Genomic DNA, 25,815 nt, shown 5'->3' with positions numbered 1-25,815 from the left:
AATATTAATCAAGCAATATTAAATAACATCAAGCTTAATATTTATTCAAAATCTAGCTAAAAAGCGCAGGCTCTGCTGAAATCGCACCGCGAGAACCGGGTTGCCGTGCTATAATGTGAAAGTAAATGATTTTCATGAGGAGGAGACTAATGACTTTCAATTGGAGCGGTTTGTTGACCTTACAAAACTTTGTCCGACTCCTTGACATTCTTGCGGTATGGTTTGTCATTTATGAGCTGATTGTGTTGCTAAGGGGCACTAAAGCCGTACAACTGTTTCGCGGGATCGTTGTCATTGCGATTATTAAAGCTGTGAGTGTTTTGATTGGTCTGGACACGGTATCGTGGATTATGGACCAAATTATTAACTGGGCAGTCATTGCAATGGTTATTATATTCCAGCCCGAAATTCGGCGAGGATTGGAGCATTTAGGGCGTGGCTCCATGTTTGCGCGTGGTAAGCGTCAGAATGAAGATGAAGAGCGGATGATTGCCGAACTGGATAAGGCCATCCAATATATGGCTAAACGGCGAATTGGCGCTTTAATGTCGATTAAGATGGACACGGGTCTTGAGGATTATATCGAGACTGGGATCGCATTAGATGCTGATATCACCGGCGAATTATTAATTAATATCTTTATTCCAAATACGCCGTTACATGACGGTGCCGTTATTATTCAAGATAATCAAATCAAGGTTGCGGCGGCGTACTTGCCATTATCTGAAAGCAATCTGATTCCTAAAGAGTTAGGAACTCGGCACCGTGCCGCGGTCGGAATCAGTGAGGTAACGGATGCCCTCACCATCGTTATTTCGGAAGAAACCGGTGAAGTGTCGATTACTAAGGACAATGAGCTGATGCGGGGGATGACGCGTGAAAATTACTTACGGTATTTCCGCCAAGTCTTACTAACGCCTGAGGATTCAACCAAGCAAAACGCGCTTCAAAATTGGTTTGGACGAGTTTTCGGAGGAGGTCCCCGAAAATGAAAAAATTTATGAATAGCAATTGGTCAATGCGGCTACTAGCACTGCTGTGTGCGTTGGTGCTCTTCGCCTACGTTAATTCGTTAAAGACAACGCATAACGCCAGTATTTTGACGAATAGTTCATCGAAAACGACATTGACATCTAACCGTAAAGTGACCATTAGCGCGCCCTTAGAACTGAACGTGAATAGTACGAAATATTTTGTAACGGGCTATCCCGAAAATATTAAAGTTACGATCGAAGGGCCGTCTGCTTTAGTCACAACTACGGCTAACACGCAGAATTTTAAAGTTTATGCTAATTTATCTAAGTTGGCAGTTGGGCGGCACAGTGTCAAAGTCGAAGTCGATGGCTTGAATAAAGAATTGAGTTATGGACTTAGTCAAAAGTACATTCATGTTAATATTCAACCACGACGAACGGCTACTTATAAGGTCAGCGCAGACTTCAATAAAGCCAACGTAGCAGATGGTTATGAAGTTGGATCGGCACGGCTCGGAACATCATCTGTCAAAGTTACGGGCGCCGTCAGCGAAGTTAGCAAAGTCGCGAAAGTCGTTGCGGTCGTTAATACCAACAAGAATTTAGAGAAATCCGTGAACCAGCAGGCTATCATTGAAGCATTAGATGCCAACGGTCAAAATTTGAACGTTGTCTTGACGCCTTCGACCACGTCGGTGTATATTCCCATTACGCAGGCGACAACGACGAAAGATGTGCCAATCGATTTGAAAGCCAGTGGCAAGACCGCGGCGGACACCAGTTATTCATTCTCATCTGACACGAAGTCAGTGACGGTTACTGGCACGAAGGCGGCATTGGCGAAGTTGAAGTCTTTGCCAGTCAATGTTGATGTGACGAATGTTGATTCAACCACGACTAAGACGGTCGATGTTTCGACTAGCGATGAGGATGGGATCTCGTCAGTTAGCCCAACGTCGGTCAAAGTAAAAATTACAGTTAAAAATGATTAATCATGACACTTTTGAAATGAGGTAAATTATAATGAAATATTTTGGTACTGATGGTGTTCGGGGAATTGCAAATTCAGGCTTAACACCTGAAATGGCTTTTCGTTTAGGTCGTGCTGGTGGCTACGTATTGACGGAACATGCGGAAAACAAGAGTACGCAACCACGCGTTTTAGTTGCACGCGATACCCGGATTTCGGGCCAAATGCTGGAAGAAGCCTTGATTGCCGGCTTGCTTTCAGCCGGAATTGAAGTTTTACGTCTCGGTGTAATTACGACGCCAGGAGTGGCCTACTTAGTACGGATCCAAGATGCTGACGCGGGTGTCATGATCTCGGCTTCTCACAATCCAGTTGAAGATAACGGGATCAAGTTCTTCGGTGGCGACGGCTTCAAGTTGTCTGATGCCAAGGAAGAAGAAATCGAAGAATTACTGGATCAAACGAAAGACACTTTACCACGGCCAGCAGCGGAAGGTCTGGGGACAGTTGCTGATTTTCCAGAGGGTAATCTTAAATATTCACAATTCTTGGAACAAACGATTCCAGATGACTTAAGCGGCATTCATTTGGCTGTCGATGGTGCCAATGGTTCTACCAGTAACTTAGTTTCCCGGATCTTTGCGGATTTGAACGTGGAATTTGATACGATGGCTACGGCACCAGATGGATTGAACATCAACAAAGGGGTCGGCTCAACGCATCCCGAAGCATTATCTAAATTCGTCGTTGAAAAAGGCGCTCAAGTTGGTTTAGCCTTTGATGGGGACGGTGATCGTTGTATCGCAGTCGATGAACTTGGAAACATTATTGACGGTGACAAGATTATGTACATCTGTGGAAAATTCCTCAGTGAACGAGGCAAGTTGAAGCAGGATACAGTCGTCACAACGGTCATGAGTAACCTGGGCTTATACAAGGCCTTAGAAGCAGCTGGTTTGCACAGCAAGCAGACCCAAGTTGGTGACCGCTACGTTGTCGAAGAGATGTTGAAGGACGGCTATAACCTTGGTGGTGAACAATCTGGTCACGTGGTCTTCTTAGACTTTAATACGACGGGTGATGGCATGTTGACTGGAATTCAGTTATTGCACGTCATGAAGGAAACGGGTAAGAAGCTTTCTGAATTAGCCGCCGAAGTGACGACTTACCCACAAAAGTTAGTGAATGTTAAGGTTCAAGACAAGAAAGCCGCTTTGAACAATGATAAGATCAAGGCAGTTATCAAGGACGTTGAAGATGAAATGGCCGGTGATGGTCGCGTCTTGGTACGGCCTTCTGGAACCCAAGATTTATTGCGGGTCATGGCAGAAGCGAAGACCGACGAACTGGTTAGCGCTTATGTAGATCGGATCGTCGATGTGGTCAAAGCTGAAGTTGGCATTGAATAATTAAGTGATCAGACCGATCATCAAAAAAGTCGTTACTCTTAGAGTTGCGACTTTTTTGTTGCCATGAAACGCACGGTCATTGCTAAATGCGGTTGGCGCGGTGGCAACGCGGTTAACTGGCGACTGTCAGGAGACCCAGTGCCTCCCAAACCAATTTGACCGCAAAAAAGTTACAAAAAATTCGAAAATTCGTGATGCCCTTGATTTATAAGCGTTTGAGATTGGTATACACGCTAACTAACACGTATACCAATATAATATATTGTTGACTTTTATTACATGTAACGGTAAAGTTAACTTGTTTCTAGGAAATATACCAATCGGAGGTTAGACTAGACCAATTGTTAATTGGTTAAAGCGGAATAGCGCCAGGACTTTAGAATCTAAAGTTGACGAGGATGACGTTTATCGATAATCGACGGGTGACGTCAGGGACTGCACTCTACAGGTCAATTACAAAAACCGACTGTGAGGTTGGTGACAGATATATTGACCACGCAGCTAGAAACAATTCAAACAGTAAAGGAAGATTAATTTATGTGTGGAATTGTTGGTGTAACGGGTAAAGATAGTGCAGTATCAATCTTATTGAACGGATTGGAAAAGTTGGAATACCGGGGCTATGATTCAGCTGGTATCTATGTCAATGATCAAGATGGTCATGACTATTTAGTTAAGGAAAAGGGTCGGATCGATGACTTACGTAAAGAAGTAGGCGAAGCTGTTCATGGTTCGACCGGGATTGGGCATACTCGCTGGGCGACTCACGGTGAACCGAGTGTTGCCAATGCGCATCCTCAAGTTTCTGCGGATGGCCGCTTCTACTTAGTTCACAATGGCGTGATCGAAAACTTTGAAGACTTAAAACAGACTTATTTAAGTGACGTGACTTTTAAGTCTCAAACAGATACAGAAGTCATTGTTCAATTAGTCGATCGGTTTGTCACCAAGGAAGGCTTGAGTACGTTGGCCGCTTTCCGTAAGACGTTAGGGCTACTCGGCCATTCTTCATATGGGTTCTTACTGATGGATAAGGAAGATCCTGACACCTTATACGTCGCAAAGAATAAGAGTCCATTATTAATTGGGGTCGGCGAAGGCTTTAACGTGGTCTGCTCAGATAGTTTAGCGATGTTAGACCAAACGAAAGATTTCTTGGAATTACATGATGGCGAAATCGTGGTCGTTAAACCTGATGAAATTAAAATCACGAACCAGGCCGGTGAACCAGTTGAACGGAAGCCATTCCATGTCGACATTGACGCAGCTCAAGCTGACAAGGGAACTTATCCATTCTACATGTTAAAAGAAATCGATGAACAACCGAATGTGATGCGGAAGCTGTCCCAAGTTTATCTTAATGATGCGGGTGATCCAATCATCAATGATGACTTGTTAACAGCTCTTAAAGCAGCCGATCGACTATACATTGTGGCTGCTGGGACTAGTTATCATGCTGGTCTGGTTGGTGCAAAGTTATTTGAATCGTTGGCTAACGTGCCAACTGAAGTGCACGTTTCTTCAGAATTTGCATACAACCAACCATTATTATCAGCACATCCATTCTTCATCTTCTTGACCCAGTCTGGTGAAACTGCTGATAGTCGTGAAGTGTTATTGAATGTGAACGATCAACATTTCCCAAGCTTGACCATCACGAACGTGCCAAACTCAACGCTATCGCGCGAAGCAACGTACACGTTGTTATTGCATGCCGGCCCAGAAATTGCGGTTGCTTCAACCAAAGCCTATACCGCACAGATTGCCTTACAAGCCATCTTAGCTAAGGCGTTAGGTGTGGCCGTTGACCAACCAGCTGCAACAGCTTTCGACGTAAAACAGCAGTTGGCGTTAGTCGCTAATGGGATGCAAAGCTTAGTTGATGAAAAGGCTACTTTTGAAAAGATTGCTAAGAGTGCCTTATTGAATACGCCAAACGCCTTTTATATTGGTCGGGGACTGGATTACGCCGTCTCATTAGAAACGGCCTTGAAACTCAAGGAAATCTCTTACGTTCAAGCTGAAGGTTTCGCATCTGGTGAATTAAAGCACGGTACGATTGCTTTGATTGAAAAGGATACCCCAGTGATTGGGATTATTACGCAAAAGAATACCGCTGGGTTGACCCGCTCCAACTTACAAGAAGTTGCTGCACGGGGAGCTAAGACAGTTACTATCGTCACCGATAGTTTAGCTAAAGATGGTGACACGGTTATCTTGCCAACGGTTGATGAACGATTAACGGCTTTGCTTAGTGTTGTTCCTGGTCAGTTATTGGCCTACTATACGAGCTTAAACAAGGGCTTAGATGTGGACAAACCACGGAACCTTGCCAAGAGTGTGACCGTTGAATAATTTAAAGTAAGTGTGTGGGCACCAAGAAACGTCACCGTTCGATTACGGTGGCGTTTTTTGATTGCCCACAAAGCTTTTGCATAATTTTTAACTGCTGATATTCATAAGGCTATTGTGAAAGTTGACGATCTTTTGGTATGATAAAGTAAGCGGTTGCGATAACACAACTAAATAATTAGACTATTGGGGATGAATGGTCATGCTGAAATATAAATATTTTGCACAGCCAATTAATAACCTTGGAACCAACCGAACAATCTTGTATGAGTTATTATTACGACAGTGGGATGAGAGGCAACAAACTTGGCGAATACCAGCGACCTTTGAAATAGCGCCAACAGAATTGATTCAATTGCTGGATTGCGCTATTCAAGAATTAAATAACCATCATGTTTCCATCAATTTAACGGCGCGTCAGTTTGCTAATCCTGACTTTCAAGTTGCAATTAGTCACTATGTGCAGACGCATTTGTTACCACGAGAACTAACTGTTGAGCTAGTTGCGACACCTGAGCTAAGTGAGTTACAGCAATTAAGTGTTGGGTACCGGGCAGCTGGTATATTACTTGCTTTTGATGATGTTGGTTCTGATAACCTATTCCAACAGATCAAAATGATGTTGCCATATGTGAATACGGTTAAATTCGCGTTACAAAATATGCGACCGCTGGGGACCCCAACTACGGATGCAATTGTTTCGACGCTCAAATTTTGGTTTGATAAGGCGGAGGAACAGCAAATGCTATTTACCTTTGAAGGCATTGAATCAGCGGCTGATGTTCAACTGGCTAATCATCTAGGCATTACGCGAGGGCAAGGATATTATTTTGCCAAACCGCAACTACCCGCGACATTTATGGCATGACAATAGTGGTATGCTACAATAGTATTCGTAGCAATGTAACTGAGTGTCATGTTGATGTTTAATCGGCTGAATCACATGACGAGACGAGGCCGATTTTGTTAGTAAATGATAAAAGATGGGGTGGCTACTTGTGGCAATCAATTTAATTGCAACTGACTTGAATGGAACATTATTGCATCAAGATCAGCGTTTTGACAAAGAACGGTTTAAACGGGTTTTGGCGCAGTTACGGGCGATAAACGTTTCCCTAGTACTTTCGTCCGGTAACCAATATGCCCATCTTAGACAGTTATTTAAAGATGTTATGGCGGATAATCTTATCGTTGTTGCTGAAAATGGGGCGTCGATTTATGCCCAAGACCGCTTGATCTTTGATGGTAGTCTTTCAGCAGACCAGCAACGAAAGTTTGTGACTGTTGATCGTTACCAGCCACTATTCAAAGACGCATACGTAATCTTAGTTGGTAGCCATGGGTCGTATACTGAGTTAGGAGCACCTGATAAGTTAGTAGCGATGGCCCGTCAGTTTTATGATCATTTACACTTGGTTGCGGATCTGGCCACTGTTGATGATACCGTTAAAAAAATCAGTATCTCAACGTCACCGGACCAGGCTGCTGATCTGGTGGCACGAGCTAATGATTATTTTGATGGCGAGTTACGTGCGCATGATAGTGGGTATGGCGTCGTAGATTTGGTTGATCAGCGGGTCGGAAAATTACCAGCAATTCAATTCTTGGCGACTAAACTTGGGTTAACTGCAGCTAATGTGATGGCCTTCGGTGATGGGGCGAATGATGTCCCATTATTGCGATATGCAGCGCACAGTTATGCGATGTGCAACGCACCGGCGGACATTCAAGCCGCAGCAAAACACGTGACGGCCCTGGATAATGAACATGATGGGGTATTAGCAACCATTGAACAAGAGTTGTTAAATAATTAAAAGCCTATAACTAGTCAGTAAAAAGCTGAGCTATCGAATGAACATCGTTATTCGATAGCTCAGCTTTTTGGGTCCTATTAAAGTGATTGATTAGGGTAGAAGAATTGATGAATGCCATAAGTGTTGAGCGAAACTAAACGCTGCTTTAGTTCAGCCAAAGTTAGTCCTAAATCACCATTAAAATAGAGCCGGAAAAAGGTTAAATTGTTGTGGATCAAAAAGCTTGAACAGACCTTAGCATCGATTGCAGATAAATGATAGTTTGTTTGAATCGTCGTTGTAAGCCCTGCTACCACGGCAGCGTGGATTTTCCGAGACAAAAAACTGTAATCATCATTCAACAAAATGACTCGGTGAAAAGCTTCAGATTGGCGAAAATAGGTCACTAAGCGATCAAAGATTAAGCCGGGTTGGCTAATGTTTTTCTTGAAACCTTGCGGGTCAATGAGTGCTAGAATCTTATCAGCACCTTCTTGAACGAACGTTTCCGCTAAATCGTCAATGGAATCGAAATGTAAATAGAAAGTTTTGCGGTTGATATTAGCGACACTTGTGAGCTCCTTAACAGTAATATCACGATAGCGCGGATACTTTAAAGCAAGCGTCCGAAAAGCCTCTTTCAGCGCAGTCTGGGTGCGCTGAACACGTAAGTCAGTAGCTGGCATAATCTGATTCTCCTTATTAATTACATTTGATGGGGTGGTCATTATTAAACCGCCGCTAAATGTACTAGTCGTTAAGCCACATGTGGGTATTATTATCATAATAGCACTTATTTTGATAGTTAACTCGTCCTGAGTCATGACAGATTAACTCGCGCAACGTGCATAATAGCATATGCGCCTAGTAGGTAAATGGTAATGAGGCCATGTCCGTCGACTAAAATGGGTTAGGAGATTTTCGTTCAGTCAATGGTATGGTGTAACGCATTATTAGTGAGTCAAAAAAGCTCCCAGTAGTTTGCATTCTGGGAGGTCAATTTGAATCATTCTTGAGTGGTTAGACGTCGTAAATATTAGAAAAACGATAGGCCGTTTGGTAGGTTACAGGAATATTAGGTTCGATAATGATACTGCCAAATTCCTTGTGGTGAATAGCATCCGGTAATTTTTGTGCTTGCAGGGAAAGACCAAGTTGAGAACGCATCGGTTTACCGCCATTGAGTCGATAACGATCATCACGGTAATTAGTTGCACTGGAAACCACGACTGCCGGAGCGTTCGTTCGCATCGTGACTTTGCGTCCACTGATGCGATCTAGTAATTCTACTTGTGGATATGGGGTGTCGTTTAAGACGAAGCCGTGATGGAGCCCGCCCTTGATGTTAGCAACCTGGGGTCCAACCTCGACTGGGTCACGAAAATCAAATGGGGTGTCGGTGACCCATGGCAACTTACCAGTTGGAATACCGTGTTTGTTTAACGCGGCGTACTCGTCTGCATTGATTTTAAGAACATGGTGGTCAATGAGGCGTTCCGCATCCCCACTTAGATTGAAGTAGGTATGGTTGCTGGGGTTGAATAAGGTTGTTTTATCACTTTTACCAGTGTAGCTAATAGTAAATTTACCGTCGTTATCTAATACGAAATTAGCCGTGATCGTCATTGTCCCGGGATAGCCGTTCTCACCGTCCAAGGTAATATATTGCATGACGAGTCCAACTTGATCACTAGTGTGCAGTTTACGTTCTAAAAACCATGGTTCAAATGAAATTTGAGGCATATTACCACCGTTTAGATGATTTTCGCCCGCATTTTGAGTTAAGTCATACTGCCGCCACCGGGCATTTTTGATGATCCCCGCAACCCGAGCGATGGTTGCACCGAAAAAAGATTGATAGGTGATGTAGTCGGCGCCGTCGTCAAATCCCAAGACAATATTTGCAAAATTACCATCTTTATCATGGGTTTTGATCGCGGTGACTGTGGCGCCCCAGTCCATAATAGTGACGCTCATATGATGATTGTTCACTAATGTATAATAATTAATCCCGTTTTCCTGATGCTCGATTATTTTCATAATGCCCTCACTCCCATAGCTGCCTGACATGTTACCGCCTACTTTTAGTATATTTCATTCTTAAAGGGAATGCGAATAATAACCCAGCAAGTGTTAATGCGAGAGTGACAGGGTTAGTTGCTAGTGAAGTCAATTTAAATAACCAGTGTAAATAATTATAATTGATTGTTGATAATAATTAAAATTATCTAGGTTGAGAAGTTTGTTTTAAATCTTGGTAATTGTGAATGGTACCAATCTATTAAATAAGGTGAATTAATTAACTTTGTGCAAGTAAAGACGGCAATTTAGTGGCGAACATGGCTGGCTGAGGGTGTTAGAAAAAGATTAATGAGTAAATAGAAATAATTTATCTATTTATTTTGACTAACTGTTGACAACGCTTACAATATCGCTTATTCTTAGTTTGTAAGGTATTTAATTACCTTCTAATCAATTCTCTTTCTCTCTTATGCCGACCACTATCTGCTTGGATAGTGGTTTTTTGAGTGAAATTAGCGAATTGATGGCGGACCAGATGAAGATAAGGCTCTCTTGTAATTTTTGAAGATTGATGTTTACTCAGAAAAAGGAGTGCTCGGCTGATGGTAGCATTTTGGGGCTGACTGAGTTAGTTTAGTGTTCATCAAGTACAGGTGATTAGGCATACCAAGCCTGATCACCTGGCAATTACTGGTCAGTTTTGACACGACTGCCAACCCCGCTTATACTAAAATGTGAAGTGAGGGATTGCAGTTGAAAAACCATGAAGTATTAGACTTAATTCAAGAAATAACACGTAATGATGGGACCTCATACATGGAGATCGGAAACATGTTGATGAATGGCCGCGCTGAGTTAGCAGCTGAACGTGGTTTTATTAAGCAAGTGCGGATATTACAACTAAACATTCCGCATTCCACGCATGTTGCCAAGTATGAGCAATATATTAATGAAACATTTACGATTCCCGATGAAACGATGGATCATTGGGAAGAATGGACAAAAACACCTGACATGCAAGCTGAGGTCGATCTGATTTTGAAAGAAAATCATATTGGCTAAAAGCTGTTAGCCAAAGTCTAGCGCAGGAGTGTGAGTTTATCAAACGGCGGTTGTTTTTTAGTAGGCGTTGGCTCAAAAGTTGAACTTTCAGAATGTCAATTCTCTAAGCTCAGCTTTTTTGTTTGGATCATGTAATTGACTGATTGTGGTGATTTAATTGCGGGTGCGTGGTGGGGGAAAATAACTTACAAACGCTAGTATCAGTGTTATTATCAATAAGCATGTTTAAGGAGGCTCGTTATTAAATGAAGAATGGGGCATTGCTACAATTTATTCAAAGTCATTTCCAGACCCGTTTTCGTTTTCGTAACGCGTTTGAGACCCAATTGACTGTTCAGATTTTAAGTCGATTAATTGGCGAACATCCGGAAAGTTTGTTATTGACTCGGCGAGATGTTGAAGCGTTGGCAGGCTGCTCATTGGACGCGCCGGCACTACAGCGAGAATATTTTCCGCAGCGTGCGATGACACTGTTAGAAACGGCGTTAGATGAGCTGGTTACGTTAAGTGTTATCATACACCAGGATCAGGGCAGGACCCGTTATCCCTTATTTCGGAGCGTACAGCTTGATCAAGTGTGTCAACGAATTGTGTTTAACTTGAACCTGGACGTGTTGCCACAATTAACGGACTGGTCACGGGAATTACAACAAGAACAGGAGCGATTTTAAGTGACAAAGAGTGTGATTGAAACCTTACAGGACCATCGAACGCGGCGACAATTTACCACTGAACCAATTAGTGATGCGCAATTCGCGCAAATCATCACAACGGCACAACAAATGCCGACTAGCCAATATTTACAGGCATACAGTTTGATTGAGATCACTCAGCCTGCACTACGGCAACAATTGGCCACGATTACGACGATGCCAACGGTTGGTGAAAACGGCCGTTTATTAGTTGTGGTTGCGGACCAACACCGCAACGTCAAGCTAGCACCGGGCGCAACGACGCGTCGGGCACTGAGTGAATTTGACCGCTTTGCTGGTAGTATTGAAGATGCCACGCTGATTACAGCGGCGATGGTGATGGTCGCTGAAAGCATGGGTCTTGGTAGCGTTGTACTTGGATCAATTAACAACGACACGCAGGCGGTGATTGACGCACTGCACTTGCCGGACTTGACGTTACCCGTCTTTGGGTTGCAGTTAGGGCACCCAGCGGATGTTCCTGAAAAGAAACCTCGATTAGGGTTGCCCGCTGTGTTGTTTCAAGATACCTATGCTGAGCCTGCGAGTTATCAGGCGGAGTTGGACCGGTTTGATGGCGTTTTGAATCAGTATTATCAACATCGGAGTAGTCACGCCTGTACGGAACACTTAGCGCACATGACGCAGGAAGCGACCCACTCAGCGGCCAAACGGCGAGAGTTTTTGACAATCGCTAGGCAGCAGGGCTTTTTGCCGGAATTAGACCAATAATCGTTACCATAACACTAATAATTAGAATGGCTGAACGAAAAATAACCGTTAATGTAACGCTCCCATGTCGCTATTAGCTGACATGGGAGATTTTTTGGTACCTGGGAGGACGAATCTTAACATTAAAATAAGATTAAATATTGTTATTTTTACTAATTATAATATAATTAATTCTGAGACGATGTTTACTAAGCAGGCCCGGGCTGCGTTGCAGATTCGAGTGAAAGCTGAGTCGATCCTTATTCTGATGTGTGATAGTAACATTGTTGCAAGGCTTGAAAGGGGCGGATAATGTGATCAATGCCAACTTCAGAAAACTCGTCTTAGGGCGAGCAGTGGGTAACGCTGGTGACAGCATCTACATGATTGCCATGAACTGGTTCATTCTCCAATTGACCAACAGTGCGTTGTGGATCGGCATCATGAATGTGGCTATTGTTTTACCGGGCGTGTTGTTGTTTCTGTTTGGTGACAGTATCGACCGACATTCTAAACGCCGATTATTAGTCGCGGTTGAATTTTCACAGTTAGTGATCGTGGTCATGCTAATTGGATTAGTTGCGTTACATATTAAGTTGCCAGGTATCTATGTCGGGCTGGTATTCGTCGCGGCCCTTTTTGGATCACTAGCTTATCCGATTCAAGATACATTAGTACCGCTGCTCGTTGAGCCAGACCAGCTAGTTCAAGCACAAGCGGACATGTCAATTGCCTACAAGGGAACGGATTACGTGTTCAACGCGCTGTCTGGATTTTTGATCAGCCTCTGCTCAGTGCTCGGTGTTTTAATCATGGATGCAGCCACGTTTGTCGTTACCGTTGCCACTTTTAGGCGGATCAAACTCGCTGAACCCCGTCAGCAACACACGCGGGAAAAGTCCTTGTATCTCAACCAGATTTTGGTTGGTTTCAAAATTATCAGCACTGATCCGCTGCTGCGTTTATTGACGTTTGCGAGCGTCGTCATGAATTTCTTCTTTGGCGGTTTGAATACGTACGTCGTTTTATTTGGGCGGCATTTCGGTGACTCGATCTACTACGGTATTTTGGAGTCGATGTCAGCCGTTGGAATATTATTAGGGATGACGGTAGTCTACTGACAGTTAAAAAAGTTGACCGTTCGGCAGTCTTACCTCATCGGCAACTTTGGGCGCGCGTTATTCATGATCTTGACAGTAGTGTCGTACAACCAGTTCTGGCTGTTTGCCATCATTTACTTACTGAGCTTTGTCTTTCAAGGACTGACGCAAGTATTTGAGACACCGATGATTCAAGCGATGGTCGGTTCAGACCAACTCGGGAAGGTAATGACCTGCTTTTATACGCTGGTTTCCGTGACCTTACCGCTGGGTTCGCTAGCGTTTTCTTTCCTAGCTGACCGCTTTGATTTACGGCTATTCTTATTACTATTTGCCCTCTTTTATGCCGGCATATTCCTGCTATTTCTAGCCAGTCACGCCTTCAAAAAAGTAGACGAACTACAATTATCATAAACCCCACGCGATATTCATTAATCTGTCATCAATCATGATTAAAACGTGCCAAGTTTTTAAGTTCAAAAGCAACCAGCTTAGACCCGCTGGAAAAAGTTCAGGTTAGCGTAAACTTGCTTAGTTAGTGTGTCCTATGCCGACTTCCAGGCATTTCTGCCAATTGCCGGAACGTGGTGGGCACAGATTTAAGCCGAAGCCCACGTCTTAAATACTGGCCTTTCACTAACCAAGCACAAGACGCTTGCTAAGTGAAATTTCACCACTGGGCATTGTCAGAAACGCCTTCCAGTCGGGACAGTGTTCGAATGGCAGACGGAGATGTACCCAACTTTTATTGGACTCATCATTGTTCTTCATAAACAGTAATTTTGTCGAGCAACTGTCAGGCAGAAAATGACATTGTGATAGCTTACTATTTCGGAATCACCATAGTAGTAATCGAACGTTTCAACAAAGTGGTTAGGGTAACCCTAACGTCTCGTTTAAAGTTCCTGTATCAAAATAGTCAACGATAAATTGTGCTAAGTTAAGTGGCCGTTCATCAGCCATTCGAGCGGCTTCCCGAAACGTGTTCGGTGCCACTAAAGCCTGTGCTTGCTACGCCAACGGACTAATGCCAAAACCGCATTAATCCGTTGGCTAGGCAATGCTCGGCTTCAACTCGTGGCCCCGCACACTCTTGAGACTGGAGGGACTGGGTGACAATGCTCAGTAGCCAAATTATTCTTAGTCGGAAGTGATTTCCTTCCGGCTTAGAATAAGACTCGTATTTGAGATGACGCGGGTTGGGCGTTAGCTCAAATCGATGTCGGCTTACGTTACAGCAATTGTCACCCAGCCCCGGAGGTCGGAATAGGACGATCATTGCTGACGAACAGAAATCCACCTAATCGGCACGTTTTAATCATGAAAAGCAACAAACACAGTGCGGATTATCGGATAGATAAGAATGGCAGTGATGGATTCAAGGAAAATAGTGCTGAACTAAAAACGTCGTGACTGACTTCAGTCGCGGCGTTTTTGACTAGAAATTTAGTTTAGTTGGTACTTGATTGGGCGTCGATTGGGGTGTGCTTGAATAGTTGGGCTGCTTTGACGGCGGCTTGCCAGCCTTGGTAAAGGTTCGCACGTTGGGGCGCGGCCATTCGGGGTTGGAAGACATTGCCGGTTTGGTGGATTGATTTGAGTTCGTCCAAATCTTGCCAGTATCCCACGGCTAGGCCGGCTAAGAATGCAGCACCGAGTGCGGTCGTTTCGAGGTCAGCGGCCCGGATGATCTTGACGTTTGAGATGTCGGCTTGAAATTGCATCAGCCAGTTGTTGCGGGCTGCCCCGCCGTCGACCATGAGTGTGGGCATGGTGATGTTGGCGTCGTTTTTCATCGTATCAATGACGTCGCGGGACTGGTAGGCCAGTGACTGTAGTGTGGCTTTAACAAAATCAGCCCGGGTGGTCCCGCGGGTTAAGCCAAAGACGGCTCCACGGGTCTCGGAATCCCAGTAAGGTGCGCCCAATCCGGTAAAGGCGGGAACTACGTAAACTTCGTTGTGATTATGGGACTGTTGAGCAAGACTTTCGGATTCTGGTGCTGATTCGATCAGTTGCATGCCATCGCGTAACCATTGCAGGGCCGAACCCGCTACGAAGATGGAGCCTTCAAGCGCGTAATTGATGTTGCCATCAAGCCCGTAAGCGATGGTCGTTAAAAGGTTGTGGTCGGATAATTGCGGTTGCTCGCCCAGATTCATGACGGTAAAGGCACCGGTTCCATAAGTATTTTTGACCATGCCAGGTTCAAAGGCCATCTGACCAAATAGTGCGGCTTGTTGGTCGGCGGCCATCCCGCTGATTGGAATTTGGCTACCATAAAGCAAGTAGTCCTTAGTCGTGCCATAGATCTCAGAGTTGGACCGTACTTCTGGGAGCATCGCAGCAGGAATGTTCAGTAGGTTCAGAATCGTTTGGTCCCATTGTAAGTCGTGAATGTTGAATAACATGGTGCGACTGGCGTTGGTGTAGTCGGTGACGTGGGTCTCGCCACCAGTCAATTTCCAGACGAGCCAAGTATCAATAGTCCCGAAAAGAAGTTCGCCGCGTTCCGCGCGCTTTTGGGCACCATCAACGTGGTCTAAGATCCAGCGAATTTTCGTTGCTGAGAAGTAGGCGTCGGTCACTAGGCCGGTGTGCCGGTGAATCAGATCGCCCATACCATCAGCGATGAGTTGCTCAGCTAACGGTGCAGTTTGCCGGGACTGCCAAACAATGGCGTTATAAATGGGTAGACCGGTTTGCTTGTCCCAGACAACGGTAGTCTCACGTTGATTGGTGATCCCGATGGCTTCGATTTGATTAGGTTTAATATTAGCGTCAATTAAGACGTTAGCGATCGTTGAGGAAACCGCGTTCCAGATTTCAGTAGCGTCGTGTTCGACCCACCCCGGTTGCGGAAAGTATTGTGGAAACTCCTTTTGGGCGTCGGCAACTTTTTGACCGGCGTGATTAAAAATAATGGTGCGGGTACTCGTGGTCCCCTCGTCAATGGCCATGATATATTTGGCTGACATAACTTGTTCCTCCGAAGATTGTAATCAATAACATCATCTTTGATGCTAGCATGGATAGTTGGACTTGTGAATAAATATAAAAAACTTAATATATAAACTGGCATCCCATGAAGTATCGAGAATTAATCATCGTACCCATACCAATTCGCTGAAATAAGGAAAGGGTTACCATGCTTGTTTTGATAATATTACTTTTGTACAACGGTTAGTAACGGCGTTGAACTAAGATTAATGAATATTTGAAATGTAGACCAATCGGCATATAATGGGGACTCAAATCGGTGTGAAATGGAGGATTCCTAGTATGCAAAAACGACGCTTTTTTCTTAAAGGCTCTGCTGCCGAGGTTGCTTGGCTCAATCGGCAGGCGGCGTGGGGCTATCAATTGACGGCGATTCACGGTCTGAGTTATCAGTTTAAAGAAGTCCCACAAGCACGCCAGCTGATTGCCGAATACATGCCACAGACGACGTTACAAGTTATGACGACGGTCTTCCAACCACTTACTAGTTATACGTTTCATGATGATATGGCGGTGGTTTATTCAACTGTGGCCCCTAAACAACGAGTGGTCAACAATGATCAACAATACCGCTTAGCAGTGTATCGACATGCTCGCGATGTCGCCTTGAACTGGCTCAATGGCTGGGTATTGGTAGTCTGGCTCATGATGAGTGCGACGATTGTGATTAGCTCGCAATTGCAAGCAACGCCACTATTAACCCGGTTGTTATTACTTGGGTTGGCACTTGGTGCGGGGGTGATGGTGGCAGGTATTATCGTTGGTGTTCGGACAGCGATTCGTTGTCACCGGGAAGTGTGTCGCTTGATCCGTATCACAGGAGACGATCACGAGACGTGGAAGCCGACTTTTCACGTGTTGTTTAAGCATCAACACGCCGCTCCCGATACGACTTGCTGGGATGATTTAGGTAGCTGGCAACTGGCACTGCATAATCAGCGTGGGGATTACTACTTTGAGTTAAAAACGACATTGAGTGAATTAGAAATCACTAATACACTGGCACAACGCTTTTCAAAACAGGACTTTTCCGTGGTATCGTGGTTAGGTTTGTACGTTGTTTGAGGTGGATATCATATTAATTATGTGAATTTAGTGTGACTTTTTTTTAAAAGGACTTGTTTTTTATCATAAAAGCGTGTATAAATACAGACATAATCATTGCCCGGTAGTTCAGCGGTAGAATAATTGACTGTTAATCAAGAGGTCGCTGGTTCGATCCCAGCCCGGGCAGTTGGTCATGTTTAGTTAAGTAGCGGTATCTCGTGAGGTACCGCTTTTGTCGGCACAAGTACAGAATAGCGCTGGCATTTGATGGGTAATTGGCTGGCAGAACTTTAGAAATAATTAACTAAAAAAGTTCTGACAAACCTTGACTATTCTTGACTAAAACCGTATACTTACTATATTAAAGTAAGTGGTGTAAAGTCACTTGCTGAAACTTAGGAGGAATTCATCGTGACAGTAAACTTATATTATTCAACGTCCAGCAAGTCTAGTCGTAGTGCACGAGCATGGTTAGTTGAGAATAACATTCCATTTAATGAACGCGACATTATTGCTAATCCTCTGGATCGCGATGAATTGAAACAAATCCTCCGGCTCACTGAAAATGGCTTCGAGGACATCGTTTCAACGCGTTCTAAGGCTTTCAAAGCATTACACATTGATTTGTCGGACTTAGGCTTCAATCAGTTATTGGACCTATTAGTTGAAAAACCACAATTACTCAAGCGGCCAATCATTTATGATGGTCGGCGGTTACAAATCGGTTATAACGAAGAGGACATTCGGGCATTTTTGCCACGTTCGGTACGTAAGTCTGAATTACGTGAAATTCAACAAAAACTTTATGACGATGATCAACAAGCAGTTGGTTAATCGGATTTAGCGTTTGAGACGAAAGCGGCCCATCAAGAATTGTGTTGATATTCTTGATGGGGCGTTTTTTTGTCGAAAGAACAATATCAGCCAGCCACCAGGGCGCGTTAGGTTGCGTGTCTTCTTAACAGCGTATCGCAGTGTAGGGCGTTATTTTACTTGCCGATTACCGCCCGTTACCTTTGCTGAGTAAGCAGATTCCTTGGTATAATCAGTTGGTTTGTGTACAATGTAAAAAGGCTTAAAGGAAACGGAGATTTTAACATAATGAGTGAACAAGACCAGGCTGCCTGGGCGATCCAGGCACTCGCCGCTTTGAAGACGGCTGATAATCAAGTTGTTGTGGAGAGTATCATTAAGGTCATCGATGACCAACAGGCTGAGATTGAGAGTCTACGGGGTTCAATGGAAGGCCAATTATGGAGTCCAACTAGCTGGCATCAAGATCAGCAAGCGCAACGTGCCGCGCATGAGGACAAGTCCACAACTAACCATTAAAATTGAGAAGACGCCACAAAAGACGGTTGTTAGACTATTATTGGTCTAACAACCGTCTTTTTGTCACTGCGTTTGTGAATTTAAGTTGAGCGCCATGCCGTGATTTACGGCGCAGTCGAGCATTAAGCAGCCAGCAAGGGGGTGCAAGCTTCAGGATACAGTTGTGATCAGTAATCCGTGACGCTTGTCTTGCGGTGCTGGGCCACAAATTGGAAGGTAGCTGCCACGAGTCCGCCAATCAGGATACCCGTTGCGTTGGCAATGACGTCGTTGATATCGCTACTGCGATTGATCAGCCAATGTTGTGACATGAAATATTGCAGACTTTCAATGCTGGCACCCACTAACAAGCCCGTTAATCCGAGGCCCAATAGTGGGTAGTGATGAAAGTGGCGTTTAATTCCCCAGCCTAAGGGAATCGTCAGAATGATATTTTCGATAAAGCCCAGCCCGTGAAGATACAACCGTGATAGGTTCACTTGGCCGACACCAGCTGGCATCACGTAGATGGCAGTTCCGTCGAATGACAGCGGGGTAAACAAAATCACACTAAGGCCAAATAAGTAACCTAAGCCGAGTAGCTGCCGCGTCCGGGCTTGTGGCTGGCGAACGTGGACAAGAATCACCAAACAACTTAGTGTTGCAACTATTAAAATAATTCTGAACGGTTCCCAACGCATGCACACCACTCCTCGGTTTGGATTAACTGTATCTTACCGTAAACTCAGTGGTCAGAAGTAAAGAAGACGTGAAGCTTAATGAAGCCTTTAACGGCTTAACCAAATCCCAAGTAAATCAGTGGTTAGATGACCGTGATTGATGTTGGTCGTCAGCCATATTCGCAATTGGTTTCGTAGTCAGCGCTAAAGCAGCTACAATCATAATGATAATTAGACTGAACCAGAGTGCGATCTGGGTGCCGAGGGTGGTTTGCATCGTACTCGAAGCACTCGGTGCCATGCGGGTGCCCAATGTAATCAAGACGGCCATAATGGCGGTACCGAGCGAACCAGAATACTGTTGTAGGGTGTTGAAAAGCGCGTTGCCATCGCCCATTAGTTGGGGCGGCAATTGTTGTAAACCATACGTCAGGGCATTGTTAAATAAGCAACTGAACCCAATTTGAAAGCCAACAAATAAGCCAATGATCAAGCCGACCGAGAGATGCTGGGCTAACCCTGCGAGACTTAGTGTTGCCAACAGTAAAAAGCCACTACCAATTTGGAATGGTCGCCGAATGCCGCGACGGTCCATCAATTTACCAGCCAAAGGTGATAGTATTGCTGAACATAAGCTTCCTGCTAATAGCATTAAGCCCGACACTAACGCATTTTTACCCAAAGCGAGTTGTGCAAAATTAGGGAGCAGAAAGGTCAGTCCAATCTGAATGAATTGAATGAAGAAGTAAATGAGAAGCGCCCGGGTAAAGTCACCCTGTTGGAAGACGGCCAGGTTGATTAGTGGGTGCGTGGTTCGGGTTGCCGAACGGGTAAAAGTCAGTACGGCGAGTACCGCTAATAACAGTGGTAACCAGACGAATACTAAGCTTAAGCCATGTGTACTAAGGTTATTGACGCTAAAAATCAGCAGGATGAGTGCCGCGACGACTAGCCCGAATTGGCATAAGGGGAACGGACGTGACCGTGGTGCCTGCGTTTGGCGAATAGTTTTGGCCGTTATCAGCCAAGCAATCAGACCAAACGGTAGGGTAATGCCGAAAATTAAGCGCCAGGATAATAGTTGTGTCACTAAGCCGCCATATGTTGGTCCGAGTGAAGGGGCCAATGCGATCAACATTCCAGCGGTCCCCGTAAAACGACCCTGAGCAGTGAAAGGGACCAGGGTCATGATTTGCGCAAATACTAATGGTAATGCCAATCCAGTTCCGATGGCTTGAATGATTCGACCGAATAGTAGTAACCAGAGCTGTGGCGCGACTGTACATAATAAACCGCCAAGAACGAAACCAGCCCCGCCAACGTTAATAATTGTCCGCCAACGGAAGCGTTGTTGAATAAACGCCGTAATAACCATGGTAGCGGCTACGGCGAGTAAATAGGCAGTGGTGACCCATTGAACCGTTGCTAGAGTGGTGTGGAATTGGTGCATCAAGGTCGGAAAGGTAACGTTCATTGATGTTTCAACTAAAATACCGCAAAAAGCCAGACTGGCGGTGCCAAAAATTGCAACCTTCGTTTGGGTTGGGATGACAGGTGTTGTTGTAGACAAAATAAAACCTCCATTGATCAAGGCCAGCTCGTTTCGTATGTGAAACGACGCTTTTCTTGACCAACGGAGATTCCGTTGTAAAGATATACAAGCATCAAAGACGACCTTGATGAATTTATTAATGTTTTAATCCTAGCATACTACTGATAAAAATGTCAGTCCGATTTTTTTATTCGCTGACTTTAGCGCTTTGTTCAGCTAAAGCAGTCAGGTGCTCGAATAGGATGCCTTCACGCAGTCCATTTTGAGAGAAAATCATCCGGTCAGAATCTAAAAAGCGCATCAGACTAATGGCAGGAATCATCCCACCAACAATAATATCAGCCCGGTCCTTTGCTAATCCAGGAATAGCCGCGCGACCAGCTGCATCCTGGCTAATGACAGTATTGAATGTGTCATAGATGGCGTTGTCACGTAGCCGATAACCGTGAATATCTTCAAAGTTGAGGATATTGCATTTGCGCCGGTTAATTTTGGCTAACGTTCGGTTGCTACCACCCAAACAGACGAGTGGTAAGTTGAGACCGTTTCGCAACCACCAGACGCTATTAAAAATTTTATCAACGAAAGTCATCGTTTTAAATAATTGACTAGCGGTAACTTGGTCGTTGAGGCCGAACTTTTCGGATAAACTGACCGCGCCGATTGGCAGACTGATTAGGTCCTTGGCTTGGCCGTTTACGATAAGGACGAGTTCGCAGCTACCGCCACCAGTATCGACCATGACGCAGTTAGTCGTTGGAAGCGTATTGACTACCCCTAAGTAATCGTAATAGGCCTCGGTTGTTCCAGGAATCACTTCGATATCTAGGCCAACATCATTTTTAACGCGTTTGAGAAATTTCTTTTGGTTGCTGGCCTTTCGCGTTGCGGCGGTCGCCACGGCCTTGATAGTTAAGTTAGGTAAGTCTTTGTAGACGGCAGCAAATGACTTTAGCGCTGCAATCGTGCGGTCAATGGCCTCGGCTTGAAGGGTCGGCGTATCCGTGGCGTTTTCATTCTCGGATAAACGCACCATTTCCTTGAGTCGGTGAGTGACCGCATAACTACCGTCTTCCTGAATCTGTGTAATTGTCATTCGACATGAATTGGAACCTAAGTCAATGACCGCAAAGTTTTCCATCGCTAATCATCCTCTCTATCAAGATCTGAAGCATCCGGCTCATTCTTGGGACTCATCATCGGAATGAACTGGTGCGCGTTGCTAGTGGGCGTAGTATCGCCGTGATCAGCCTTGACTGCTTGCTCGGCTTCGCGAATGAATTCGGCCTGGGAGTCCAAAACCTCTAAGCCGCGCCCATCCACACGGGCGTACGTATTATCTGGTTGCAAAATGCGCGTTTTGACCGTGTCAGCCCACATTGTTTCAAAAATTGTCATCGCACGGTGACTGATTTCAGGTTGGAGTAGTGGGAACAATAATTCGACCCGGCGATTTAGGTTACGGGTCATCATATCCGCACTGGATAAGTAAATTTGTGGTTCACCGTCGTTGCTAAAGTAGTATATACGACTGTGCTCCAGAAGGCGACCAATGATCGAGTGGACCTCGATGTTATCCGAGATACCTTTGATGCCTGTTCGTAAACAACAAATTCCCCGAATGATCAGTTGGATCTTAACACCGGCGTGAGAAGCTTCGTAGAGTTTACTAATAATCTGCGGATCGGATAATGAGTTCATCTTCATTTTGACAACTGCGGGCTGACCAGCTTTGGCAATGGCAATCTCATCGTCTAGCTTTTCGTTGATAAAGTCGCGGATGCCATCTGGTGAGATGTGCAATTTGTGGAAATACGGTGGTTCAGAATAGCCAGATAACATGTTAAAGATGTTGGAAGCATCGATTCCCATGTCTGTATCAGCGGTGAAGAGCCCCATGTCCGTGTAGAAATGGGCGGTGACATCGTTATAATTCCCAGTTCCCATGTGCATGTAGCGCTTGATACCTTCGTTTTCTCGCCGAACAACGAGGGCAAGCTTACAGTGTGTCTTAAGCCCGATCAGACCGTAGATCACGTGACAACCCATTTCTTCAAGCTTTTTCGCCCAGTGAACGTTATTTTCTTCATCAAAACGGGCCTTAACTTCAACGAGAACGGTTACTTGTTTGCCGTTTTGGGCAGCCTGCCCGAGATACTTGATAATCGGTGAATCAGCTGATACGCGATACAGCGTCATCTTAATGGCTAACACGTCCTCATCTTCTGCAGCTTCATGGATAAAGTCCACAACGGGTTTGAAATCATCGTACGGATATTGCATTAAAATGTCGTGATCCTTGATAAGATCAAAGATGGATCGTTCGCGGTACTTCGCGGGATAGTAGGCGTGGTATTTTGGATAATTCAAGTCTTCGTGGCCCTGCACAGCTTTCACCAGCTTGGATAAGAAGGTCAAGTTGAGGGGACCGTTGATGACGTATAACGCACTTTCGTTAATCCCAAGGGCTTTAGCGAGTCGCGTACGTTGATGTTTGCTCATACTCTTTTCGACTTCTAAGCGCATGACCTTACCGCGTTCACGCATCTTTAATTGTTTTTGAACTTCCTTTAATAAGTCCGAGGTATCCTCTTCGGCGACATCTAAGTCCAAATCCCGCATGACGCGGTAACAGCTCGTTTCCTTGACCGTGTAGTTGATAAATAGTGAGCCGACAAAGGCTTTGATAATTTCCTCAATCAGAATAAACTGGTTCGGTGCGCCTGGCAAAACGACCACGCGAGGAAAGACGTCCGGCACTTGAACGGTGGCAAACTTGCGGTCCTTCTTATCCCCATTTTTATAAATCCGTAAGGCGATGTTGAGTGTATTATTCCCAATGAACGGGAATGGGCGTGAAGAGTCGTCTGCCATCGGTGTTAAAGCCGGGTACAGCTCATCATCAAAGTAGTTCTTAACAAAGGCGTGTTGTTCCTCGTTTAGATCAGCCATCGACAAGAGATGAATCGCGTGCTGTTCCAGCAATGGCAAAAGCGAGCGGTTTAATGTATTGTATTGACGCTTGACCATCTCGTGGGCTTTATCACTGATTGCACTGACTTGATCAGCAGCGGTCAGTCCCGCGGGATCCGGTTTAGTGTAATTGACTGACATCAATTTACGTAATGATGCGACCCGGACCGTGAAGAATTCGTCAAGATTACTCTGTGTGATCCCGAGAAAACGGACACGTTCTAGCAAGGGGTTATCCTTATCACGTGCTTCATCAAGGACACGATAGTTAAAATCAAGCCAGCTGAGTTCACGGTTTGTATAATAACTTTCTTTATAATAATTCATTTAACGTACCCCCCGTAGTTTAATCACTGGTGTTAAACCAAAGACTTCTTTAAAGAATTCCGCTTTTTGTGCGAATACCCAATTTTCTAAGAAGAGGTCATCATGAGCAAAGCAAGTAATGATGACCCGTGGATTGCGAATTGAAACGGAAATTTTATCAATTTTTTGTTTGCGACCGTCATCCAAAGCGTCCGCAATTCTCAAGATGGCGGATAGTTTGGAGACTAATAAGCGTTGTTCGACTTGTAAGTGTCCAAAATGGCGAATGTCTTTTGATGGTGTTTGCGCGCTATGGTAGCGTGAAATCAGGGCGACCATTCGTTTTTCGGTATCGGTTAATCCCATGAGTTCAGTGGCCTGCAAGATATAGTCCGAATGTAAGTAATGTTGGTGTGGATCGATATAACTCCCAACGTCGTGCACGATAGCCGCTACTTGTAAGAGTAGCCGCTCCCGTTTACCTAAGTGGTGTAGCGGTTTGAGCTGGTCGAATAGGTGCAATGAGAATTTGGTAACCAAATCGCGATGTTTGGGTTCAACGTTGTACCGGTCCGCAATGTTCTTAGCTGCTGTTACGATTTGATCATTAAAGTTATATTTCTTATAGCCCAACTTAATGGCTTCTTGAATAATTAACCCATCCAGCACGGTCACGTTGCCAAGCCAGATTTTCTCAGCATTAGTGAGTTGTAGTAACTCGTTAATAAGTAGTAATTCGGGCACGATTAGGCGCACGTCTTCTTCATCAACTTCGTATTTATCCATTAAATACTGGTCAGAAGCGTTCAACACGTCCTCATATAAAGCTTGAAAATCTGCTTTGCTGAGTTCCTCCACGCCAGCTTTTGATTGTTGTTGGCGAAAGAGGGTGGCAAACGGCGCGACGCCGAGCATGACGACGTTACTAGGTTGATCTCTTCGCCCGGGCAAGAAGCGGCCAAAGTCAACGATTTGACTCGAAATATAATCATCCAAAACTTCGACATAGTTAGGCACGCTCGATTGCAAGTCTTCAAGAACTTCCGCGATTCGAACTGGTCCTAAACGGAGACTACGGGAGAAGACAAAGTTACTCTGATCGTAGTGCGAAATACCGACACTACCAGAGTTGATTCCTAATAAGTAGGTCGGCTTCGTGATCATTTGCTTGAATCGTGGAAAGTGTACCGCAACTGCGACTGAACGCAGGTAGGTTTCCTGACTACTAGATAACCAGTCGATCTTGAGCCCAGTCCGGACAAGTAATTGGTCTTGAATATAGTCGGCATTGTTAGCGGATGACAAGGACCACGACCCCCATAAATGGTAGTCCTTAACGCCGTAATCGTTCATGATCTGAACAAAACCACTCAGTGCCTGTGCGGCTTGTTCCACTGAATCATAATCGATCGTATGCTGATCATAAATATCCTCACCAAGTGAAACGTCGGAACGAACTCGTTCTACTTGGCGTAATGTGCGTAAATTGACAATCGACAATTCAATACTCTGAACGTTAATCATCATAATTCCAAATAATTTTGCTGCCATGGCGATCCCCCATTTTTATGATTTCCTGACCCCCAATAAGGTTAAAGTCATGTATTTAATTTAAGTTTAACACAGGTTGGGGTTAGTTAAATTAGTATTTTAGTAGTGAAACAGTTAGCGATTACTTTTAGTTTTTATACGAAAGTTAAGCGTAATTAAGGCCATCATTAACTTTGTATGAATCTTACTAGTTAGGTGGTTGATGTGATGATTACCCCGGTTTCAGCGGTAGCGAACGCTAACCTAACTTGGCACGTTTGATCCAAGATACCAAAAAGGCGTGGCTCAGCCGTAACGAGTATGCCTGAAC

Annotated in this window: 22 protein-coding genes and 1 tRNA gene; 15 read left to right on the top strand and 8 right to left on the bottom strand. The window is 44.7% G+C overall.

The genetic code is table 11. The features are described from left to right. The first annotated feature begins 149 nt into the window (after window positions 1-149). From cdaA to E5260_RS12060, 6 genes are all read left to right on the top strand, one after another. Window positions 150-992, top strand: a complete 843-nt coding sequence (cdaA, locus tag E5260_RS12085; protein ID WP_003643987.1) for a diadenylate cyclase CdaA — start codon at window positions 150-152, stop codon at window positions 990-992. Next, window positions 989-1,966 (top strand): CdaR family protein, encoded by a 978-nt coding sequence (locus E5260_RS12080; protein WP_003641072.1) that lies wholly within the window; start codon window positions 989-991, stop codon window positions 1,964-1,966. The genes cdaA and E5260_RS12080 overlap by 4 nt, the downstream gene beginning before the upstream one ends. 31 nt (window positions 1,967-1,997) lie before the next feature. Next, window positions 1,998-3,353 carry a phosphoglucosamine mutase gene (glmM, locus tag E5260_RS12075; protein WP_003641073.1) on the top strand — a complete coding sequence of 452 codons (1,356 nt, stop codon included), beginning with the start codon at window positions 1,998-2,000 and terminating at the stop codon, window positions 3,351-3,353. A 537-nt stretch (window positions 3,354-3,890) separates the two neighbouring features. Then, the gene (gene glmS / locus E5260_RS12070; protein ID WP_003641075.1) at window positions 3,891-5,708 is read left to right on the top strand and encodes a glutamine--fructose-6-phosphate transaminase (isomerizing); all 1,818 of its coding nucleotides are present in this window, start codon (window positions 3,891-3,893) and stop codon (window positions 5,706-5,708) included. 199 nt (window positions 5,709-5,907) lie between these two features. After that, window positions 5,908-6,573, top strand: coding sequence for an EAL domain-containing protein (locus tag E5260_RS12065; protein WP_022637901.1), 666 nt, complete (start codon window positions 5,908-5,910; stop codon window positions 6,571-6,573). A gap of 130 nt (window positions 6,574-6,703) precedes the next feature. Then, on the top strand, window positions 6,704-7,519 hold the full coding sequence (locus tag E5260_RS12060) for a Cof-type HAD-IIB family hydrolase (protein WP_003645808.1): 816 nt from the start codon (window positions 6,704-6,706) through the stop codon (window positions 7,517-7,519). Between the two features lie 77 nt (window positions 7,520-7,596). Here the strand turns inward: E5260_RS12060 and E5260_RS12055 are convergent, their stop codons facing one another. Beyond that, entirely contained in the window at window positions 7,597-8,184 is a 588-nt protein-coding gene (locus tag E5260_RS12055) for a TetR/AcrR family transcriptional regulator (RefSeq protein WP_024971449.1), read from the bottom strand. A gap of 334 nt (window positions 8,185-8,518) precedes the next feature. After that, entirely contained in the window at window positions 8,519-9,568 is a 1,050-nt protein-coding gene (locus tag E5260_RS12050; RefSeq protein WP_003641079.1) for an aldose epimerase family protein, read from the bottom strand. A gap of 705 nt (window positions 9,569-10,273) precedes the next feature. On the opposite strand from E5260_RS12050, the gene E5260_RS12045 reads away from it, so the two are divergent. From E5260_RS12045 to E5260_RS12025, 5 genes are all read left to right on the top strand, one after another. Continuing rightward, window positions 10,274-10,582: a hypothetical protein gene (locus E5260_RS12045; protein ID WP_011101169.1), complete on the top strand. Its 309-nt coding sequence runs from the start codon at window positions 10,274-10,276 to the stop codon at window positions 10,580-10,582. Window positions 10,583-10,827: 245 nt separating this feature from the next. Then, the gene (locus tag E5260_RS12040; protein ID WP_003641081.1) at window positions 10,828-11,253 is read left to right on the top strand and encodes a hypothetical protein; all 426 of its coding nucleotides are present in this window, start codon (window positions 10,828-10,830) and stop codon (window positions 11,251-11,253) included. Further along, window positions 11,254-12,006, top strand: a complete 753-nt coding sequence (locus tag E5260_RS12035; protein ID WP_003641082.1) for a nitroreductase family protein — start codon at window positions 11,254-11,256, stop codon at window positions 12,004-12,006. 251 nt (window positions 12,007-12,257) lie between these two features. After that, window positions 12,258-13,106 carry an MFS transporter gene (locus E5260_RS12030; RefSeq protein ID WP_225867866.1) on the top strand — a complete coding sequence of 283 codons (849 nt, stop codon included), beginning with the start codon at window positions 12,258-12,260 and terminating at the stop codon, window positions 13,104-13,106. Between the two features lie 12 nt (window positions 13,107-13,118). Then, on the top strand, window positions 13,119-13,499 hold the full coding sequence (locus tag E5260_RS12025; RefSeq protein WP_011101173.1) for an MFS transporter: 381 nt from the start codon (window positions 13,119-13,121) through the stop codon (window positions 13,497-13,499). A gap of 1,037 nt (window positions 13,500-14,536) precedes the next feature. On the opposite strand, the gene glpK is transcribed toward E5260_RS12025, so the two are convergent. Further along, window positions 14,537-16,063: a glycerol kinase GlpK gene (glpK, locus tag E5260_RS12020; RefSeq protein ID WP_003641088.1), complete on the bottom strand. Its 1,527-nt coding sequence runs from the start codon at window positions 16,061-16,063 to the stop codon at window positions 14,537-14,539. Between the two features lie 304 nt (window positions 16,064-16,367). On the opposite strand from glpK, the gene E5260_RS12015 reads away from it, so the two are divergent. The 4 genes from E5260_RS12015 (at window position 16,368) to E5260_RS12000 (ending at window position 18,464) form a co-directional block, all read left to right on the top strand. Beyond that, complete coding sequence (locus tag E5260_RS12015; RefSeq protein ID WP_021355846.1) at window positions 16,368-17,150, top strand: hypothetical protein; 783 nt, start codon at window positions 16,368-16,370, stop codon at window positions 17,148-17,150. 97 nt (window positions 17,151-17,247) lie between these two features. Then, window positions 17,248-17,319, top strand: a tRNA-Asn gene (locus tag E5260_RS12010). A 224-nt stretch (window positions 17,320-17,543) separates the two neighbouring features. Further along, entirely contained in the window at window positions 17,544-17,966 is a 423-nt protein-coding gene (locus E5260_RS12005; RefSeq protein WP_003641090.1) for a Spx/MgsR family RNA polymerase-binding regulatory protein, read from the top strand. Between the two features lie 267 nt (window positions 17,967-18,233). Then, window positions 18,234-18,464 carry a hypothetical protein gene (locus E5260_RS12000; protein WP_003643998.1) on the top strand — a complete coding sequence of 77 codons (231 nt, stop codon included), beginning with the start codon at window positions 18,234-18,236 and terminating at the stop codon, window positions 18,462-18,464. 167 nt (window positions 18,465-18,631) lie between these two features. Here E5260_RS12000 and E5260_RS11995 read toward each other — a convergent pair whose 3' ends face one another. The 5 genes from E5260_RS11995 to E5260_RS11975 form a co-directional block, all read right to left on the bottom strand. Then, a complete protein-coding gene (locus E5260_RS11995) occupies window positions 18,632-19,144 on the bottom strand; it encodes a VanZ family protein (protein ID WP_003641092.1) in 513 nt (170 codons plus the stop codon). Window positions 19,145-19,259: 115 nt separating this feature from the next. Further along, the gene (locus E5260_RS11990; protein WP_003641093.1) at window positions 19,260-20,693 is read right to left on the bottom strand and encodes a DHA2 family efflux MFS transporter permease subunit; all 1,434 of its coding nucleotides are present in this window, start codon (window positions 20,691-20,693) and stop codon (window positions 19,260-19,262) included. A gap of 169 nt (window positions 20,694-20,862) precedes the next feature. After that, entirely contained in the window at window positions 20,863-21,816 is a 954-nt protein-coding gene (ppx, locus tag E5260_RS11985) for an exopolyphosphatase (RefSeq protein ID WP_003641094.1), read from the bottom strand. A 2-nt stretch (window positions 21,817-21,818) separates the two neighbouring features. Continuing rightward, window positions 21,819-23,975, bottom strand: a complete 2,157-nt coding sequence (locus E5260_RS11980; RefSeq protein ID WP_003641095.1) for an RNA degradosome polyphosphate kinase — start codon at window positions 23,973-23,975, stop codon at window positions 21,819-21,821. Beyond that, a complete protein-coding gene (locus tag E5260_RS11975) occupies window positions 23,976-25,505 on the bottom strand; it encodes a Ppx/GppA phosphatase family protein (RefSeq protein ID WP_003641096.1) in 1,530 nt (509 codons plus the stop codon). Window positions 25,506-25,815: the final 310 nt, after the last annotated feature.

The sequence above is a fragment of the Lactiplantibacillus plantarum genome (assembly GCF_014131735.1).
GTDB lineage: Bacteria > Bacillota > Bacilli > Lactobacillales > Lactobacillaceae > Lactiplantibacillus > Lactiplantibacillus plantarum.
This window is presented reverse-complemented; position numbering and strand designations above follow the sequence as displayed.

Bases quoted from the DNA above. Each gene is read 5' to 3' on its own strand.
- E5260_RS12080 (WP_003641072.1), top strand. From the start codon at position 989: ATGAAAAAATTTATGAATAGCAATTGGTCAATGCGGCTACTAGCACTG.
- glmS (WP_003641075.1), top strand. From the start codon at position 3,891: ATGTGTGGAATTGTTGGTGTAACGGGTAAAGATAGTGCAGTATCAATC.
- E5260_RS12055 (WP_024971449.1), bottom strand. From the start codon at position 8,184: ATGCCAGCTACTGACTTACGTGTTCAGCGCACCCAGACTGCGCTGAAA.
- E5260_RS12000 (WP_003643998.1), top strand. From the start codon at position 18,234: ATGAGTGAACAAGACCAGGCTGCCTGGGCGATCCAGGCACTCGCCGCT.
- cdaA (WP_003643987.1), top strand. From the start codon at position 150: ATGACTTTCAATTGGAGCGGTTTGTTGACCTTACAAAACTTTGTCCGA.
- E5260_RS12065 (WP_022637901.1), top strand. From the start codon at position 5,908: ATGCTGAAATATAAATATTTTGCACAGCCAATTAATAACCTTGGAACC.
- ppx (WP_003641094.1), bottom strand. From the start codon at position 21,816: ATGGAAAACTTTGCGGTCATTGACTTAGGTTCCAATTCATGTCGAATG.
- E5260_RS12050 (WP_003641079.1), bottom strand. From the start codon at position 9,568: ATGTCAGGCAGCTATGGGAGTGAGGGCATTATGAAAATAATCGAGCAT.
- E5260_RS11975 (WP_003641096.1), bottom strand. From the start codon at position 25,505: ATGGCAGCAAAATTATTTGGAATTATGATGATTAACGTTCAGAGTATT.
- E5260_RS11995 (WP_003641092.1), bottom strand. From the start codon at position 19,144: ATGCGTTGGGAACCGTTCAGAATTATTTTAATAGTTGCAACACTAAGT.
- E5260_RS11980 (WP_003641095.1), bottom strand. From the start codon at position 23,975: ATGAATTATTATAAAGAAAGTTATTATACAAACCGTGAACTCAGCTGG.
- E5260_RS12015 (WP_021355846.1), top strand. From the start codon at position 16,368: ATGCAAAAACGACGCTTTTTTCTTAAAGGCTCTGCTGCCGAGGTTGCT.
- glpK (WP_003641088.1), bottom strand. From the start codon at position 16,063: ATGTCAGCCAAATATATCATGGCCATTGACGAGGGGACCACGAGTACC.
- E5260_RS12040 (WP_003641081.1), top strand. From the start codon at position 10,828: ATGAAGAATGGGGCATTGCTACAATTTATTCAAAGTCATTTCCAGACC.
- glmM (WP_003641073.1), top strand. From the start codon at position 1,998: ATGAAATATTTTGGTACTGATGGTGTTCGGGGAATTGCAAATTCAGGC.